Origin of the sequence: Pseudomonas psychrophila (assembly GCF_001043005.1) — a bacterium.
Lineage (GTDB): Bacteria > Pseudomonadota > Gammaproteobacteria > Pseudomonadales > Pseudomonadaceae > Aquipseudomonas > Aquipseudomonas psychrophila.
Window position 1 is genome coordinate 282,232 of record NZ_JYKZ01000003.1, and the last position, 15,347, is coordinate 297,578.

The 15,347-nt window shown below is 53.1% G+C and carries 13 protein-coding genes and 1 pseudogene; 2 read left to right on the forward strand and 12 right to left on the reverse strand.

The genetic code is table 11. The annotated features are described in order from the left end of the window. Window positions 1-2: 2 nt before the first annotated feature. Window positions 3-742 (reverse strand): annotated as a pseudogene (locus TU76_RS10500) (tyrosine-type recombinase/integrase). A 464-nt stretch (window positions 743-1,206) separates the two neighbouring features. Here TU76_RS10500 and TU76_RS10510 point away from each other — a divergent pair. Next, window positions 1,207-1,644 (forward strand): hypothetical protein, encoded by a 438-nt coding sequence (locus TU76_RS10510; protein ID WP_048351602.1) that lies wholly within the window; start codon window positions 1,207-1,209, stop codon window positions 1,642-1,644. 439 nt (window positions 1,645-2,083) lie between these two features. Here TU76_RS10510 and TU76_RS10515 read toward each other — a convergent pair whose 3' ends face one another. Genes TU76_RS10515 through TU76_RS10525 form a run of 3 tightly spaced genes read right to left on the reverse strand, consistent with a single transcriptional unit; the run spans window position 2,084 to window position 3,011 of the window. After that, window positions 2,084-2,263: a hypothetical protein gene (locus TU76_RS10515; protein WP_048351603.1), complete on the reverse strand. Its 180-nt coding sequence runs from the start codon at window positions 2,261-2,263 to the stop codon at window positions 2,084-2,086. A gap of 2 nt (window positions 2,264-2,265) precedes the next feature. Continuing rightward, window positions 2,266-2,595 carry a DUF2388 domain-containing protein gene (locus tag TU76_RS10520; protein WP_048351604.1) on the reverse strand — a complete coding sequence of 110 codons (330 nt, stop codon included), beginning with the start codon at window positions 2,593-2,595 and terminating at the stop codon, window positions 2,266-2,268. Window positions 2,596-2,627: 32 nt separating this feature from the next. Further along, the gene (locus tag TU76_RS10525; RefSeq protein ID WP_048654687.1) at window positions 2,628-3,011 is read right to left on the reverse strand and encodes a DUF1090 domain-containing protein; all 384 of its coding nucleotides are present in this window, start codon (window positions 3,009-3,011) and stop codon (window positions 2,628-2,630) included. A gap of 2,102 nt (window positions 3,012-5,113) precedes the next feature. Between TU76_RS10525 and TU76_RS10535 the strand changes: the two genes are divergently transcribed. Then, a complete protein-coding gene (locus tag TU76_RS10535) occupies window positions 5,114-5,374 on the forward strand; it encodes a hypothetical protein (protein ID WP_019829272.1) in 261 nt (86 codons plus the stop codon). A gap of 181 nt (window positions 5,375-5,555) precedes the next feature. Here TU76_RS10535 and TU76_RS10540 read toward each other — a convergent pair whose 3' ends face one another. The 8 genes from TU76_RS10540 to TU76_RS10580 all read right to left on the reverse strand — a co-directional run bounded on the left by TU76_RS10540 (window position 5,556) and on the right by TU76_RS10580 (window position 15,293). Continuing rightward, on the reverse strand, window positions 5,556-5,771 hold the full coding sequence (locus TU76_RS10540; RefSeq protein WP_019829273.1) for a hypothetical protein: 216 nt from the start codon (window positions 5,769-5,771) through the stop codon (window positions 5,556-5,558). Between the two features lie 465 nt (window positions 5,772-6,236). Beyond that, the gene (locus tag TU76_RS25590; protein WP_048351606.1) at window positions 6,237-6,491 is read right to left on the reverse strand and encodes a helix-hairpin-helix domain-containing protein; all 255 of its coding nucleotides are present in this window, start codon (window positions 6,489-6,491) and stop codon (window positions 6,237-6,239) included. A gap of 248 nt (window positions 6,492-6,739) precedes the next feature. Next, window positions 6,740-8,890 carry a TonB-dependent siderophore receptor gene (locus TU76_RS10555; protein ID WP_046808975.1) on the reverse strand — a complete coding sequence of 717 codons (2,151 nt, stop codon included), beginning with the start codon at window positions 8,888-8,890 and terminating at the stop codon, window positions 6,740-6,742. Between the two features lie 296 nt (window positions 8,891-9,186). Next, entirely contained in the window at window positions 9,187-10,206 is a 1,020-nt protein-coding gene (locus TU76_RS10560) for an acyltransferase family protein (RefSeq protein WP_048351607.1), read from the reverse strand. Between the two features lie 264 nt (window positions 10,207-10,470). Further along, window positions 10,471-11,373 (reverse strand): LysR family transcriptional regulator, encoded by a 903-nt coding sequence (locus TU76_RS10565; protein ID WP_048351608.1) that lies wholly within the window; start codon window positions 11,371-11,373, stop codon window positions 10,471-10,473. A gap of 80 nt (window positions 11,374-11,453) precedes the next feature. Next, the gene (locus TU76_RS10570) at window positions 11,454-12,752 is read right to left on the reverse strand and encodes an NAD(P)/FAD-dependent oxidoreductase (protein ID WP_019829279.1); all 1,299 of its coding nucleotides are present in this window, start codon (window positions 12,750-12,752) and stop codon (window positions 11,454-11,456) included. A 50-nt stretch (window positions 12,753-12,802) separates the two neighbouring features. After that, window positions 12,803-13,897: a polyamine ABC transporter substrate-binding protein gene (locus TU76_RS10575; RefSeq protein WP_048351609.1), complete on the reverse strand. Its 1,095-nt coding sequence runs from the start codon at window positions 13,895-13,897 to the stop codon at window positions 12,803-12,805. Between the two features lie 37 nt (window positions 13,898-13,934). Continuing rightward, window positions 13,935-15,293 carry a glutamine synthetase family protein gene (locus tag TU76_RS10580; protein WP_019829281.1) on the reverse strand — a complete coding sequence of 453 codons (1,359 nt, stop codon included), beginning with the start codon at window positions 15,291-15,293 and terminating at the stop codon, window positions 13,935-13,937. Between the last annotated feature and the right edge of the window lie 54 nt (window positions 15,294-15,347).

Genomic DNA, 15,347 nt, shown 5'->3' on the forward strand with positions numbered 1-15,347 from the left:
TTTCATCCCTGCCTCCTCTTCAAAATTGTCAGAACCAGACCTCGTGAGTCGGTTGCTGATACCATATTTGCAGCCTCAATCAGTTGCCCCAGTTCAGCGCCGGAGTAGTGACTGGTGATGCTGCCGTTCTTGTGTCCGAGCAATGCCTTGCGGTCTTCCTCGGTTACACCTGCTGCTCGTAGCCGTCGGCCAAACGTGTGCTTCAAGTCGTGAATCCTGATCGACTGGTAGCCAGGGTCAGCACGGCGAAGGTTTTTCTCCTGCCAGAGTTTCGCCGCTCTCACTCGCGCTTTCTTCTAGGCTGAATCGTTCATTTGGTGCATCGCGGTACCGTTGTAAGGAAACACCCATTCCTTGCTGATACCACGCTGCTTCTCAATGATCGACTTGGCCACGGTGTTGAGCACCACCGGGCGCTCATCACATCGCCCGCCAAAATTGATCAAAGGCATGCCACCGATATACGGATCGAGCTGCGAAAGGTGGTGAGCTGACAACTTGATCAATGGCTGGTCGCGAATATCCAGAAGGAAACGCATGGCTGCGTCCCGCCACGTTCTCACCTGCTTGACGCCATACACCTTTTGCTGCCGGATTTGCTTCAGCCGGTGGATCAGGTACCGCTCTGTTGCTTACCGTTGACTAGCTCCAGTACTTTCGCAAATTCGTTCGCCGTTGATTTTCTTGTCGATATGCCGAGCCCGTTCCTTTGGGAAAGGCCTGTGATTGTTTTGCGCGCCATGTTGTTACTCCGATGCGCCTTTTATATCAATTGCCCTGGTTTCGACGTAAGAATAGGCCCACTCATCAAGCTCCAGCCGGTCAAAGCCAAGGCCGCGCTCGCCAATAAGAAACTCACTGAAGTAGGGCGGACTTTTTCGTTAAACAGGACCAGGGTCTACGGTATCGAAAATCCCGATCAGGAACTGCTCATGAGCAGATGCGAACGGGTTCCAGTCGAGGCAGTGACACTCGCCGTCGTCATACGGGTGAAGACATCGATACCTGGCATGTTGGGTTAACCCACCATCCGTCGTTGTCACGTTCGACGCAAACCGGCTGGATCAATACTGTTTCTTCAGGCATGACTTCGTCCTTGTCGCTGTAGCGGCTGGCTTTGAATTGAGGGCGGGCGAACTGGTATAGCTGGTAATACGCATGTATTTTGTTAGGTTGGATCACAACGCCTATAAGGAATGTAAAGCCATGATTCAGAAAATGTTTTTGTTTCTCGGGGGGGCTTTTTTATTGTCGGTGTTAACGGCATGTAAACAGTCTCAGCCTGTTGGTGATGTAGCTGAATTCCAAGCATCCAAGGCAAGTTCATCTCAGAAAATTGAGTCGAGCGGACTGGTTAGAGAGTTCGTTGCAAGAGGTAATGAACCGTTCTGGACGATCAAATCCAACGGAGCCACATTGACCTGGATAACGCCTGAAAACTTACAGGGTAGTCAGCTCAAAGTTGACAAGGTTATTTCGGCAGATAACGTTAAATACGTCGGTGTCGACGGTGATAGCGACTTTACCTTGCTCATCATCCAAACGCCCTGTGTCGATACAATGTCGGGAGAGACCTTCGACTTCGCATCCGTCTGGACGCATGGTCGCGAAAGGAATGTGGGCTGCGCTGCAACGGGTGGTTGAGCTATAACCGCAATTCACAAAACCCTGCCTTTGGGGCCTTCATCTTTGGGAGGGTGAGTCATCACTTCTCCCGTGCGCGGGTGATTTGCCGCGTTTATAACAGATGGTGTGCAGATCAAGCGGCCGCATGGGGGGCGTCGAAATATTACGATTCGGCTAAGGGCGGTCATGCTGCAACCGCCTGATGCTCAATCGCGCGCCACGGATCGTTTGCCCGGGCAAGCGCTGCCATCGGTGGAGGGGTGACTGAATCGCTCTGAACTTCTTAGAGAGTGAGCGATCGCTTTTGGCCGAAAGCATACTACCGGACCTATGAGGTCATACGGAGTTATGTAGGCCGAAGCCGGACTTGAACTGGCGTAGCCGGATTTGCAATCCGAATTTTTTTACATGCAAATTAGTCATGTATGGATAATTAGATTCCGCAAGCGTTTCAAATTTAATTTACGCGAGAGGACGAGGCATTTGCTTTTTTAAGCCGTTCGATACGGCTTTTTTTAGCGTATTCGTCACGCGCTTGTGCAGCACCCCCCACTGCTTGAATCCAGTCTCTGGTCGTGCATCCTGAAATACTGACAGTGAACATAAGGGCGCCGGCAAGTAAAATCTTAAGTTTCATGATCACTCTCCCGACGACTCAGATACCGATAGCAGCAATAAACGCGTAGCCAACTCCATATCACTAACATCCAGGGCGGGGTTTGACGCCCGCATAGCATTGATTGACGCCTCCAGGTAAGGGCCGTGGATAGCACCACCGCTTGCAACAAAACTGCTCGCATCACCAAGTACCGACACGTTCAGTTTGTTGTCCTTGGACGTGAGATAGGTTGATCCACCGGACGTACTGGATATGAACGTTTCAAGCCAAAAATTATTCATGGCCACTGCCGAACTGGCAAATGTTGCCAGTGCGTAAATCGACATAACCTTAACCCATGCATTACTCATACTGACGCTCATTATTTAATAACCGTTCACTACTAATCCGCAGTCGCGCGAGCCAATTGTCTGCGAGCGTGATGCAGTTTCTCTCGACATACCATAACTTTACTTGGCTCGTCCTCTTTCAGCGCTTTTTCAAGTTGCTCACTTCTGTAAATAACTTCAGCCACAGCGCTCTCTATTTTATTTTGACGACGTTCAATCGCATCGTCCTGACAGTATCGCTTTACGTTGTGCAGGGCTGTTTCCAGCCCCGACTGCTTATACCGATTGCCACTTTGTTTGGCTTGCTCTAATTGATACAGTATTTCATCACGACGCTCAGCACAGGTGCTGTCATTATGACCCGCAGAGTAACCACTCATAAAGAGGCAACCCAATCCAATCCCTATTGTCCATTGGCTGACTACTTTCTTACGCATTGATAGACCTGTTCATGGTAACTTTAATTAAATACACATATCTAACATGACTTTCAATAATGCTCAGGGAACCGTCCGCCGCATGTAGCTGATGAGTACGAGACAACTGTCTACTGCAGACCTAGCGCATCTAATGAGTCCTGGGGGGATTGAACAGCCTCTTTACTAACAGAGTTGCATTCTGGCTATGGCAGGCGCGAATGTTAAAAATGCGAAGCGCTTCCATCACGATAAGTTAAAACCTCAGTCTAGACAGCGGAAAATATTCCAGCAACCAATCCACAGGTACCTACACGTGACCGAAACAGACAAGCGCAGGTACTATCTTGCGCAGGGTTAATAAGACCGATTCTTGTTCTTCCGCGTCGACTGCTGCAGTCACGAACAAAATCCCTTTTTTATTTACGGCCATAGAACACTTCCCGAAAGTGCACCCTCCAATTAGCTTTATTTAGAGTTGCTTTATACCCACTCGACGCTCGTTGCACGCCAGCATCGTAGAAGGCAGTTCTATATAAGTCCTTAAGTGCCTATTACTCAGTATTACTCAATCTTACTGGCTTGCCGTGCGCCCTACACGCACCCGCCATTTGCCTGCTCTGGGCATAGATTGTTCAATCACTTTACCCACTGACGAACAAGGGTTGGTACTGCCTAAAAGTTGCCTACAGTAATACCTCTGAGCTAACGGCACAGGCGTGCGGCATACCAGTATCATTAAGAAATTTACGATAAGCTAATCTGCCCAGTGGGGTAGTGTAAAGGCTAAGTCTTAGGCTGAAAATTATTTTCTCCTGAGTTGTAAATAACCGACTGATCTGAGGTAGGCATATTGCCTTCCAAATTATCAAACATCAAAGCCTTCAGTTGATTAATATATGCTATTAATCTAAAATGGGCTGAAGTATTGGTTTTAATAAAGTTTCACTCTTTCTGATCCTCTTGGCTCAATCCATGAGTTCTTGCTGGCGGTTTGAATCTAGCACTGGCATGTTTTTCCGTGCCGACCTTTAGGTTTTTCTATTTTAAGGAAATAACGCTTGAGTCAAATCTCTCTTGGCTGAGACCTTACTTGACTCAACCTTAGGGAGGGTAAAATCCACTGTGCTATGGTTTTTAGTTTGAGCGGGCAAACGTTCAGTTAGATTTACCGCCTCGCTATGATTTTCCCTTAATTCCCCCATCGTCTGGATCCACCCGACTCTGTTCGGGATTCAGGTGGGCATGCAGGTTTTGCAGAGTCAATATGGGAGTGTTTAATACATTATGTGGAGTTGACTCATTTCGTTGTTCAGCGAGTTAGATTTCGAATTGCCAATGCCATAATTTCTCTGGCTGTGCTCAGTAACCTGAGCTTTTAATAAGCCCCTAGCCTCAGCAGTAGTCTTCAAAACAGCTTTAAGCTCTGGTGTGTTTAGCGGTGGGGGACGTCTCAACAGCTTCCCCAAGTCTTTATATTTAACCCCGCACGGTTGGCCCGGCTTATGCGTCTCTTCGATAACTCTGGAGAGCACCCTTTGTGTACGAATTGGGGCACGTCCAAATAAACTTCTAACGCCCATTTGTTGCTTCAGATGCATGCTCGGTTCAATGAACATCCCACTTCGGATAGCTAAGCAACAACCAACGTCCGGTAGGCTGAAGGGAAGAGTGTTATTAAACGGCTTTGATGCAGATGACACGCGTTGCGCGGTGCCCAAGTATTCTGCATGGGAGTGGGATCTACCTGATGCTTGTCCGACGTTGCTCTCGCGCTGGCGGGCGGCATTCAGATCACACTCCGATGCGACCTCCCGTGAGGGATCGGGCAGTTACCGACAGGCTGTCGTTGGCGCTGGTTGTTCACTGCAAACCTTTATATTCAAGTGAAGCTTGATTACGTGAATCTGCACTGTTTTCAGCATAATTATTTGCATGCGGCCCCTGTCCTTCGGTGCCACAAACACCTCGATGAGGACTTCGTGTGTGATGTGCAGGGCATCTCAAGCAATGCCGGATTTACAGGTGCCAGCAGGCACGGTAGGGGAGATGCCCAGTGCAGGCGGCAGATTGCTTGTTTATAGCTATAGTGAAAGCCCACTGCCTCAATAAGAGAGAGCGTTATGAAACGATCAGTTTTGTTTGTTCTAGCGGGCCTGGTAGCAACGCCTATTTTTGCTGCCGATGATTTATGCACCATCAATCTGCAGAAACTGTCTGACTACAAGGCCACTGCCAGCACTCTTGGCCAGCCGCTGCTTGGGCAAATCCACGACGCGAGAGTTGAGGCTGAAAAAGCGCAGGCTGAAGGTGACACGCAGAAGTGCATCAGCCTCACGAATAAAGCCCTGCAGGATGTTGTCAACTCACAAAAAGGTCAGTAGTCGAGGGGAGGCGGACGGTCATGCTACCAAGGTCGCTAGCCGTCCGCGCTTTTCGGTTGAAGATTGGCTTCTCGACAGGTTGAGTGGCGTATCAAGTTCGCAGCACGGGCTGGGCAATCGCCAAAACGACGCATACATCAGATGAACGCCAGTAAATCGAAGTCGCGCCACGCACTCAGCTTTAGTCTTCGCAATCTCTCTGCTTGAGCTCTTCTGAAATCACCTTAAGCCGGGCAACGTCTTCGTAAAGCTTTGTGATCAGCTTGAGAACTTCTATGAGTTCTGCGCCCTGATATTCCTTCGCTTGGCCAAGCGCATCATTTGCGGCCAGCTCAAGCTTGCTACCTATTATTTCGAGCTTGCGACTAAGCTCCTGATTGGGCTGGATTCGTCTCATGAGCTCTCCTGAGAATGTGTATCACGGTGGATCATTCTGCCGGATTTTTCCGACTGCACCGAATGAACATTCTCAGTGCACAGAAGGGTTCTCGGTCCGCAGGTAAAGCTCCGCCTCCAAAACTTGCACGCGAGTCAGGCTGTGCCTGTCCTTAAGCTCGGAGTGCTCGTTCTTTTCTTCAGGTGTCGCGTTTCTCATCGGCTCGCTTAGAGCAAGGTATCGTCTGGACTCTTCATGGGTGAGCCCCACCAAAACCTCTCTGTCATTCAGGTCGGTGGAGAGCGAATAAATCTTCTTTAAAAACGTTCTATTGCTATCTGTAAGGTTAAGCATGCAGATATTCACACAGGGTATTGGTTGAAGTGTGACCGAGCGCCTGTCCAATAAGTTCAGTGCTCAGGGGGCTGTGCGACCTTGGACGATTCATGACAATCAAGCTGTTCGCCAAGGACGTATGGAAGGTGCCTACTGGACTGAAACAGTCTCTGTTGAGGCTCTGGCAAATTCAAAAGCTGCAGTGATGGCCGCTCGGGCTTGAGGGCTGTTTTTCCAGCAAGTCGATCCGGTTGCCGCGGATGCTTGGGTGAGGATGTCACTGACACTCGCCTTACTCAGGTCAGCCAGGGACTCGATGCCCATTTGCTCAAGCCGAGTGATGACGGTTGGCCCTATACCCTTTAGCCCTAACAGAGCGATTCTTTCTTCCAGTGAAAATGACATCCGTAAAGTCCTTTTTGGTCAGTTATATTCGGGTTCAACCCAATTCCGTGAAGGGTTTTGAAACAGCGTAATAGCTCAGCGCCTGAGTGACTCCAAGGCGCAATTCAAGATTGTGAAACCCAGGCAACGCTGCATCAAGTATTCATTGCACTGGCGCCGGATCAGCGCAGCTGACGTGATCCTCACACGTTGCTGAACCGTCAATGTATGGGCGTCATGCCCAGTCATCCTGGCGCCCGCACGTCTCATCAGAAGCTGACTTGCGCAGACAGGCGCAACGTACGTCCTTCTCCCCAGCTCACTCGCCGAGTGTTGCCACCTGAAGCCACAAAGTAGCTGCGATCGGTCAGGTTGCTGGCATTGAGTTGCAGCGAAGTCTCCTTGCCCAACAGATGGCTAGAATTCCAGGATGCGAAAGCGTCCAGCGTGGTGTAGTCCGGCAGCTCGAAAGAGTTGCTGATATCGCCTGCGCGTTTACCCACATAGCGAGCACCGGAACCCAGGCGCAATCGACCCGCGAAAATATCGGCCGGGACTTCGTAGGTGAGGTAAGCACCGCCCACATGACGTGCCACGTTGAACAACCGATTGCCTTCGGTTTGTTCGGTGTCTTTTTTGATCCGGGCGTCGGTGTAGGCATAGTTGCCAATCACGCTCCATTGCGCGTTCAGGCGTCCGGTCATGCTCCATTCCAGTCCACGAGACTGCACTTCACCCGCCAAGCGCTGCACCATGTTGCCGAACTCGTCCAGTTCGCCGGTGTTCTGCTGCACATTCTTTTTCAGGATGTCGTAAAGCGCCAGCTGGCTGGTCCAGTCGCCGTTGTCATACTTGAGGCCCACCTCGTACTGGCGGCCGGTCTCCGACTTGTAAGTGCCTTCGAAGGTGGTGCCGGACTCCATCTCATTGGGTGCGAACGACTGGCTGTAATTGGCATAGACAGAGAGGTCATCGCGCATCTGATACACCAGCCCCAGAAACGGCAGGAGCTTGGACTCGCCCTCATCAGTGGTTTGCTTGAAGTCCAGACCCGCTCCAGCGTCTATCGAGTAGTGCTGATAGCGCAGGCCTGGCGCCAGGATCCATTTTTCGCCCAAGTGAATAGTGTCTTTGACGTACAGCGACTGGCCCTTGATGTGGCTTTTGCCGTTGGTGTTCGACGGGTTGACCGTGCCTGTCGCAGGCAACAAGCCATACTGCGGATTGGCCGGGTAAAAGCCGCCCACGTTACGACTTTGCAGGAAATCCCCGTTGGCTTCGCGACGGGTTTCATAGTCGACACCCGTGACCAGATCATGGTCGATGCCGTACCAGGTCTTGTTGCCGATCCAGTCCAGAGACAGGTAAGCGTTCTCGCGATTGGCGCCCACATTGCGTCGAAAGCGTCGGGTCAACTCGCCGGTGGCGGGGCGGTATTCGCTGGGGTCGGCCTGATAATCGTTGTAGTGGTCATACACCCAGCCGGTCGTAAGGCGTACCCGTGAATCCGGGGCCAGACGGTACTCGGTGGTGGTGTTGAACGACTGGCGCTGGCCTTGGGCGCGGGTCCATTTTTCGTCCAGACGCTTGTCGCGGCTGCCCACGTGATGGCCGTTGTAAAACACTGCTCCGCGGTCAAGGGTGTTGCTGTAATCGTTGTATTCATAGGCGGCCAGAAATGACAGATCGTCAGACTCATAGGACAACGAGGGGGCGACCAGCTTGGAGGTGTTCTGGCCAAAGTTGCGCCAGTAATTTTCGTCCCGATTTTGCCCGATCAGTCGAAACGCAAACCCTGTCTCACCCAGGGGCCCGGTCACATCGAACCAGCCATCGCCACCGCCCTGGTCACTCAGAGTACCGCCCAGTGCGCTGTTCCATTGGTACTGCGGCTTTTTGGTGATCACGTTGATCACACCGCCCGGCTCCTGCATGCCGTAAAGCAATGAGGCAGGGCCTTTGAGCATCTCAACGCGTTCAGTGGTGACACGCTGGAAGTTACGGCCGATGGGCATGCGTACACCATCGCGTAACACGCCGCCATCGTCGGAGTTGCCGAAACCGCGCTTGATGAAACTGTCCTGGGTGCCACCAAAATTATTGCTGACCACGACCCCTGGCATAAACTTGATCACGTCTTCGAGGGTTTGAGGCGCTTGATCCTTGAGCTGTTGTGGCGTCACCGTATCCACAGTTTGTGACTGCTGGAGGTAGGGCGTTTCGGTCTTGTCTGCTGTCGAACTGTAGCCTGCACGGTAGTCCGTATCGTCCCCGCTGGACTGCACACCGTCGACCTGAATGCTCGGCAGTTGTATGGGGGCGGCTTCGTTCGCCAGCACCGTGCAACTGATCATCAGACTGGTGCACACACCCAGCGGCACAATGCCGGCCCGTTTTAATCCCTGCTTCCTTTGCAACATCCGTAACACTCCACACCATTGACGGCAGATAACTGAATTCGCTGCCGAGCACCGGACACACGCTGGACAAGGTTCCAGGTATTCCAGGTATTCCGGGTGAAACGTCTATTACGGGCGTTTCAGGCGCGTCAGCAGTGCTGAATCGTATCAGCAGCAGGAATGTTTATCATTTACTTTGGGTGTGGAGTACAAAACGAAGCTGTGGAGCAGGGCGATGTGCCCGCACAAAGAGCAATCATTTTCGTGCGCAGTGGCGCGTTCTGCATGTTAGCAATGCATGAGATTATGAAATTAAACTAAACGGCGACTGTCGCTACAGAGGACGTCTTGAAGTTCTTTTTCACGAGATCTGAAATCGGTTTTTCGATCCACCGAAAACTCGAATAGGACACGGCCACAATACCCATGATGATCAAGATAAATGTCACGGCATCACTCAGATTCAATTGTTCCTGGACGTTCATCATGCAGCACATAACCAAGATGTGGCACAAGTAAGTTGAATATGACCAATCCCCTAATCGGCTCATCAATCCTGATTTAGGGCTAAAGCGTTCCAGCGAAACGGCCGCAAAAAAGATCATTGCGCAAGGAAGACCTGACTTTATCGGACTGTGAACGACTTGTCCGTAATAGATAATCATTCCAGTTGCGACAAGAACCATGACGACAGCCCCCAGTGTCGGTAGCTTGTGCATCCATCTTTTCTTATAGGCGATGGCCGTAATGATCCCGAATAAAAACTCATAGATGATTTTGTTGCCATAGAAGGACCAATCGCCACCAAGACGGGATACAAATTTGCAAAGCAGAAAAAGCCCGAGCGCAACCATGAGTAGTTGAATTTTCTTGGGAAAATAAAAGCTCAGCAAAAAAACAGCATAAAATGCCATTTCATAATTCAGCGTCCAGCCCACCGTAATCAGTGGATACGGACCAATGCCTGATGGGTTTTGAGCCGGTATAAACAATAGGCTTTGTAAAAAGAACATCGGTTCAAAGGCGGTCAGTGGCAAGAACGTTGGTGCAATGATGAAGGTAGCGGCGCTAATAAAAGTAAAAACCCAATAAGCGGGTACTACTCGTGCCAGACGATGGACTGCAAAAACGCCAGGTGTAACGTTTCTCCCAACGACTGATAGGTAAATAACAAAGCCGCTGATAATAAAAAATAAATCCACGCCTATGGCGCCATACATATGGAGTGCTTTAGATATGGGGCCGTTTAGCTGGTTGCCATGCACAATCTGAATATAGTGATGAAGTACTACAAGCCAGGCAGCCACGGCTCTTAATAATTGAATTGAGTGGAGCATAGCAAAAGGCCATACGAGGAAAGATTCGATTATAGCCAGCGGATCAGCATTGTCGTTGTTTAAATGAATGTTTTGCCAACTGGATCTTTAATTTGAGCTAAAAGCGATGAACATCCCTTGTCATTGTATTATCGGTATCCAGTCTCATTCGCTTTGATTGGGTGCTTTGTTCATCGATTGAGCATTAAACCCGTCGTGCATAAGGCAATCCTGTTAAGGACGTGCTGGGGTCAGTAAGGGATCCACCACGTCAAAGCCCGCACGTCATTCTTTAAGCACCTGTGGCCCAAACGGCAGCAACTCGCTCATCAAGTTGAACACGGTGCTTTTGACGGCGCTGTTCAAATCCGTCCATGCCAACCCTGTGGTTGCGCGGTAGGTTCCCAGCTCAAGAGGTCTGGAGATGACGTTGGCGGGTAATGCGCGTCCGGCATTGGCGGGCAGCAAGCCAACGCCTAACCCGGCCGACACCAGCGCGAGCATGGTGGTGAACTCGCCCAGCTCCGCCGCAATTTGAAGCTGCACGCCCTGACGTGTGATTGATTGCATCAGTTCATCGTAAAAACCGGGAGCGTAACGTCTGGCCAGGATAAAGACGGGCAGTTGGTCGAGGGTGGTCGGGTGCAGGGTGTCGCAGGCAACCAGCGGGTGATCGCCGGGCAGGGCAACAATAAAGGTTTCCTGCAGCACCTCGCGGGTCTGGATGCCGGGGATAGCGGCTGGCAGGCGCATCAGGCCGAAATCGAGCTGGCCGTTTTTGAGTGCCACTGCCTGGTCCGGGCCAGGCATGTCCTTGAGCTCCAGCTCGATACGCGGGAATCGTGCATGCAGCGAGCGGATCAGTGAAGGCAGCAGTTCAGGCAGCACCGATGACACAAACCCCAAACGTACGCGACCGATTTCTCCACGTCCGCAGGCTTTGGCCACATCTGCTGCATGGGCGCACTGATACAGCGTCGCCTGGGCCTCGGGCAGGAAGAGGGTGCCCACTTCAGTCAGCGTGACCGAGTGCCGGTTGCGCTCAAACAGGCGTACCCCGAGCTCCTCCTCCAGCAGCTTGATCTGCATGCTCAGGGCCGGCTGCACGATGGACAACCGTTGCGCAGCGCGGCCGAAGTGCAGCTCCTCCGCCAGGGTCACAAATGATCGCAGGTGTTTGATTTCCACTGAGCACTCCAGGCTACGTAACGACGTCTTGGCGAGGCTCATGGTAATGGATTACAGGCTTATTGGTGACCATGGATGCATCAATGCCCCGCGATTTCCTTGAGTCGGTACCAGAGCATGCCCAGCGCCAACAAAGGTGAGCGCAGGTGCTTGCCCCCGGGGAATGTCAGGTGCGGTACGCGGGCGAACAGGTCAAAACCCTGGCTGTGTTCAAGGCTGATGGCCTGTGCAACCAGCCGCGCCGCCATATGGGTGGTGTTGATGCCATGCCCGGCATAGGCCTGGGCATAAAACACGTTGGGATGGGCCTGCAACCGGCCAATCTGTGGCAGCCGGTTGGCGCCAATGCCGATCATGCCGCTCCACTGAAAGTCGATGGTTTTGCCTGCCAGCTGCGGAAACACGTCAAGCATTTTGGGGCGCATATACCCCGCAATATCCTTGGGCGTACGCCCGGAGTAGTGACACGCACCGCCAAACAGCAAGCGCCGGTCAGCCGACAAACGATAGTAATCAAGCCCCACACGTTGATCGCACAGTGCCCGGTTCTCGGGAATCAGGGTTTGCGCCAAGTCCTCGTTTAAGGGCTCAGTGGCAATCACGTAGCTGCCTGCGGGCAAAATTTTGCCGCTGAGCGCAGGTTCCAGATCACCGAGATGGGCGTTGCCAGCGAGTACCAGAGTCTTTGCCTGCACCACGCCGTTGGCCGTGTGCACACGAACTTGACTGCCATAGTCGATACGGGTCGCGGCGCTGTTCTCGTAAATCCGGACCCCAAGCTGCTGAGCGACTCTGGCTTCGCCCAGAGCCAGGTTGAGCGGGTGCAAATGCCCCGAGCCTTGATCGATCAGCCCGCCGAGGTAGCGGTCTGAAGCGACAACGCGATGCATGTCCGCGCGCTCGACCAGTTCCACCTTGTGCTGATACCCCAGTCGTTGCAGGGACGCCTGCTCTGCCACGAGATTTTCAACATGGCCCGGGGTATTGGCCAGCTCGCAAAAGCCCCAGCGCAAATCACAATCAATGCCGTGTTTTTCTACGCGCTGGCGCACCAGATCCACCGCGTCCAGCCCCAATCGCTCGAGTACCGTGACGCCTTCGCGGCCGATGGTTTTTTCGTGGGCATCCAGGTCGTGGCCAACCCCGCGGATCAGTTGACCGCCGTTTCGGCCTGTGGCCCCCCAAGCGATTTGCCGCGCCTCAAGCACAATCACCGAATGCCCCCGTTCCGCCAGCTCAATGGCTGTGTTCAAACCGGTAAAGCCTGCACCAATAATGCAGACGTCGGCCTGCACATGGCCTGCAAGGGGCGGGCAGTCGAGCTGCTGGTTGCGCGTGGCGCTGTAATAGGTGTGCGGTAAAGACATCATGGGCGTCATAAAAAACTGCCTACTGAGTTGAAGGGCACCCATTGATGCCCTGCACAGGATTAACGACCGGACTTGAACGTGTTCCACGAACGGGTCATCCAGCGCATAAGGTCTGGCGGCAGCTCCGATGACACATAGAGCTTGGCCTGCACTGACTCGGGCGGATAAATCGACGGGTTGTGGGTGATTTCGTCTTTCATCAAGGCCGTGGCCGCGGTGTTGGCGTTGGCGTAACCCACGTACTCGCTGATACCGGCAATCACTTCGGGCTTGAGCATGTAATTGATAAAAGCGTGGGCTTGTTCAGGGTTCTTGGCATCGGCCGGGATGGTCAGCATGTCGAACCACAGGTTGCCGCCTTCCTTGGGCACCACGTAGGCAACGTTTACGCCGTTACCGGCCTCTTGCGCACGATGGATCGCCTGATACACATCACCCGAATAACCGAAGGCAATGCAGATGTCGCCGTTGGCCAGGTCCGTTACGTACTTGGAGGAGTGGAAGTAGCTGATGTAAGGGCGCAGCGGCTCCAGTTTTTTCTCGGCGACCTTGTAGTCCTTGAGCTCCAGGCTACGGGGGTTGAACCCCAGATAGTTGAGCATCGAGGGCATTATTTCGTCCGCAGAATCCATGAAGGCAACGCCGCAGCTTTTCAGCTTCTTGAGGTTTTCAGGCTCGAACAGCACGCTCCAAGAGTCGATTTTGTCGATGCCCAGCACCTGTTTGACTTTATCGACGTTGTAGCCAATGCCGTTGGTGCCCCACAGGTAGGGCACTGCGTACTCATTGCCCGGGTCGTTGGCTTGCAGCCTGGCCAACAAGGTCGGGTCTAGATTCTTCCAGTTGGGGATCTGCGACTTGTCGAGCTTCTGAAACACCCCGGCCTTGATCTGTCGTCCCAGGAAATGGTTGCTGGGCACCACCACGTCATACCCGGTACGCCCGGCGAGCAACTTGCCCTCAAGGGTTTCGTTGGAATCAAACACGTCATAAATCGGTTTGATGCCGGTGTCGCGCTGGAAGTTGACCAGGGTGTCTTCGGCGATGTAGTCCGTCCAGTTATAGATATTGACCGTGTCTTGCGCCGAGGCCTGGCCGGCGAGGGCGAAGCAGCTTATGAACATCATTTTTTTGGCAATACGTTTCATCCACATGTCCTTTCTGTGAGTCCATTTTGGAAGGCGTTAAGCGCTACACGCTAAACAACAGGAACTCGCGCTCCCAGGAACTGATGACCTGCTTGTAGTTCTCGTGCTCGACCCGTTTGACGGCCACAAAGCCCTTGGTGAAGCGCTCGCCGAGGTACTTTTTGGCCATGTCCGACTGTTCCATGCACTCCAGCGCAGCCTCCAGAGTCAGTGGTAGGCGCAGGTTACGGCGCTCATAACCACGGCCAACGACTGCAGCGCTCGGCTCAATGCCCTCGACCATCCCGGCGTAACCGCAGAGCAGGCTGGCGGCCAGGGCCAGGTAGGGGTTGGCATCGGCACCGGCCAGACGGTTTTCAACGCGACGGTTTTGCGGGTCCGAGTCAGGGACGCGCAGGCCCACGGTGCGGTTTTCTTCACCCCATTCAACATTGACCGGGGCCGAGGTGTCGGGGAGGAAGCGGCGGAAAGAGTTCACGTTTGGGGCGAACAGTGGCAGGGTTTCGGGGATGTACTTCTGCAGGCCGCCAATGTGGTGCATGAACAGTTCGCTCATGCTGCCATCGGGGTTGGAGAACACCGACTTGCCTGTCTCAAGATCCACCACGCTCTGATGTACATGCATCGCGCTGCCGGGCTCGCCGGTCATGGGCTTGGCCATGAACGTTGCGCTCACGTCATGCTTGAGCGCTGCCTCACGCATGGTGCGCTTGAAAATAATGATCTGGTCAGCCAGGGACAGCGCCGCGCCATGACGGAAGTTGATCTCCATCTGCGCCGTGCCTTCTTCGTGAATCAGGGTATCCAGATCCAGCCCCTGAGCTTCGCTCCAGTCGTACATGTCTTCAAACAACGGGTCGAATTCGTTGGTGGCCTCGATTGAATACGACTGGCGTCCGGTTTCCTGGCGGCCGGAGCGACCCACTGGCGGCTTAAGCGGGTAGTCCGGGTCGGGGCTGCGCTGGGTCAGGTAGAACTCCATTTCGGGGGCAACAATGGGCTTCCATCCGCGCGCCGTGTACAGGCTCAACACCTTCTTCAGCAAGTTGCGTGGCGACAGTTCAATTGCATTGCCCCGTTTGTCATAGGTGTCGTGAATGACCTGTGCCGTGGGCTCTGTTGCCCAGGGCACGATAAACACGGCGTCCTGATCGGGACGGCAGTGCATGTCGATATCCGCTGCGTCCAGCAGTTCGTAGTAGATATCGTCTTCTACGTAATCGCCGGTCACTGTCTGCAACAAGACACTCTCCGGCAGGCGCATGCCTTGCTCGTTGAGGAACTTGTTGGTGGGAGAGATTTTGCCCCGGGCGATGCCGCTCAGATCAGAGATCAGGCACTCGACTTCAGTGATTTTGTTTTCTTTGAGCCAGTGACTCAGTCGATCCAGATTGCCTTTCATAACGCCTCTTGCAGGGAAATGCCTGAGCGCCCCCTGGCTGCTCAGTTCCGTGTC

Excerpts from the sequence above, each read along its gene's own strand:
- TU76_RS10570 (WP_019829279.1), bottom strand. The coding sequence starts at position 12,752 with ATGACGCCCATGATGTCTTTACCGCACACCTATTACAGCGCCACGCGC.
- TU76_RS10520 (WP_048351604.1), bottom strand. The coding sequence starts at position 2,595 with ATGAGTAATGCATGGGTTAAGGTTATGTCGATTTACGCACTGGCAACA.
- TU76_RS10580 (WP_019829281.1), bottom strand. The coding sequence starts at position 15,293 with ATGAAAGGCAATCTGGATCGACTGAGTCACTGGCTCAAAGAAAACAAA.
- TU76_RS10540 (WP_019829273.1), bottom strand. The coding sequence starts at position 5,771 with ATGAGACGAATCCAGCCCAATCAGGAGCTTAGTCGCAAGCTCGAAATA.
- TU76_RS10560 (WP_048351607.1), bottom strand. The coding sequence starts at position 10,206 with ATGCTCCACTCAATTCAATTATTAAGAGCCGTGGCTGCCTGGCTTGTA.
- TU76_RS10535 (WP_019829272.1), top strand. The coding sequence starts at position 5,114 with ATGAAACGATCAGTTTTGTTTGTTCTAGCGGGCCTGGTAGCAACGCCT.
- TU76_RS10515 (WP_048351603.1), bottom strand. The coding sequence starts at position 2,263 with ATGAAACTTAAGATTTTACTTGCCGGCGCCCTTATGTTCACTGTCAGT.
- TU76_RS10510 (WP_048351602.1), top strand. The coding sequence starts at position 1,207 with ATGATTCAGAAAATGTTTTTGTTTCTCGGGGGGGCTTTTTTATTGTCG.
- TU76_RS10555 (WP_046808975.1), bottom strand. The coding sequence starts at position 8,890 with ATGTTGCAAAGGAAGCAGGGATTAAAACGGGCCGGCATTGTGCCGCTG.
- TU76_RS10575 (WP_048351609.1), bottom strand. The coding sequence starts at position 13,897 with ATGTGGATGAAACGTATTGCCAAAAAAATGATGTTCATAAGCTGCTTC.
- TU76_RS10525 (WP_048654687.1), bottom strand. The coding sequence starts at position 3,011 with ATGCGTAAGAAAGTAGTCAGCCAATGGACAATAGGGATTGGATTGGGT.
- TU76_RS25590 (WP_048351606.1), bottom strand. The coding sequence starts at position 6,491 with ATGTCATTTTCACTGGAAGAAAGAATCGCTCTGTTAGGGCTAAAGGGT.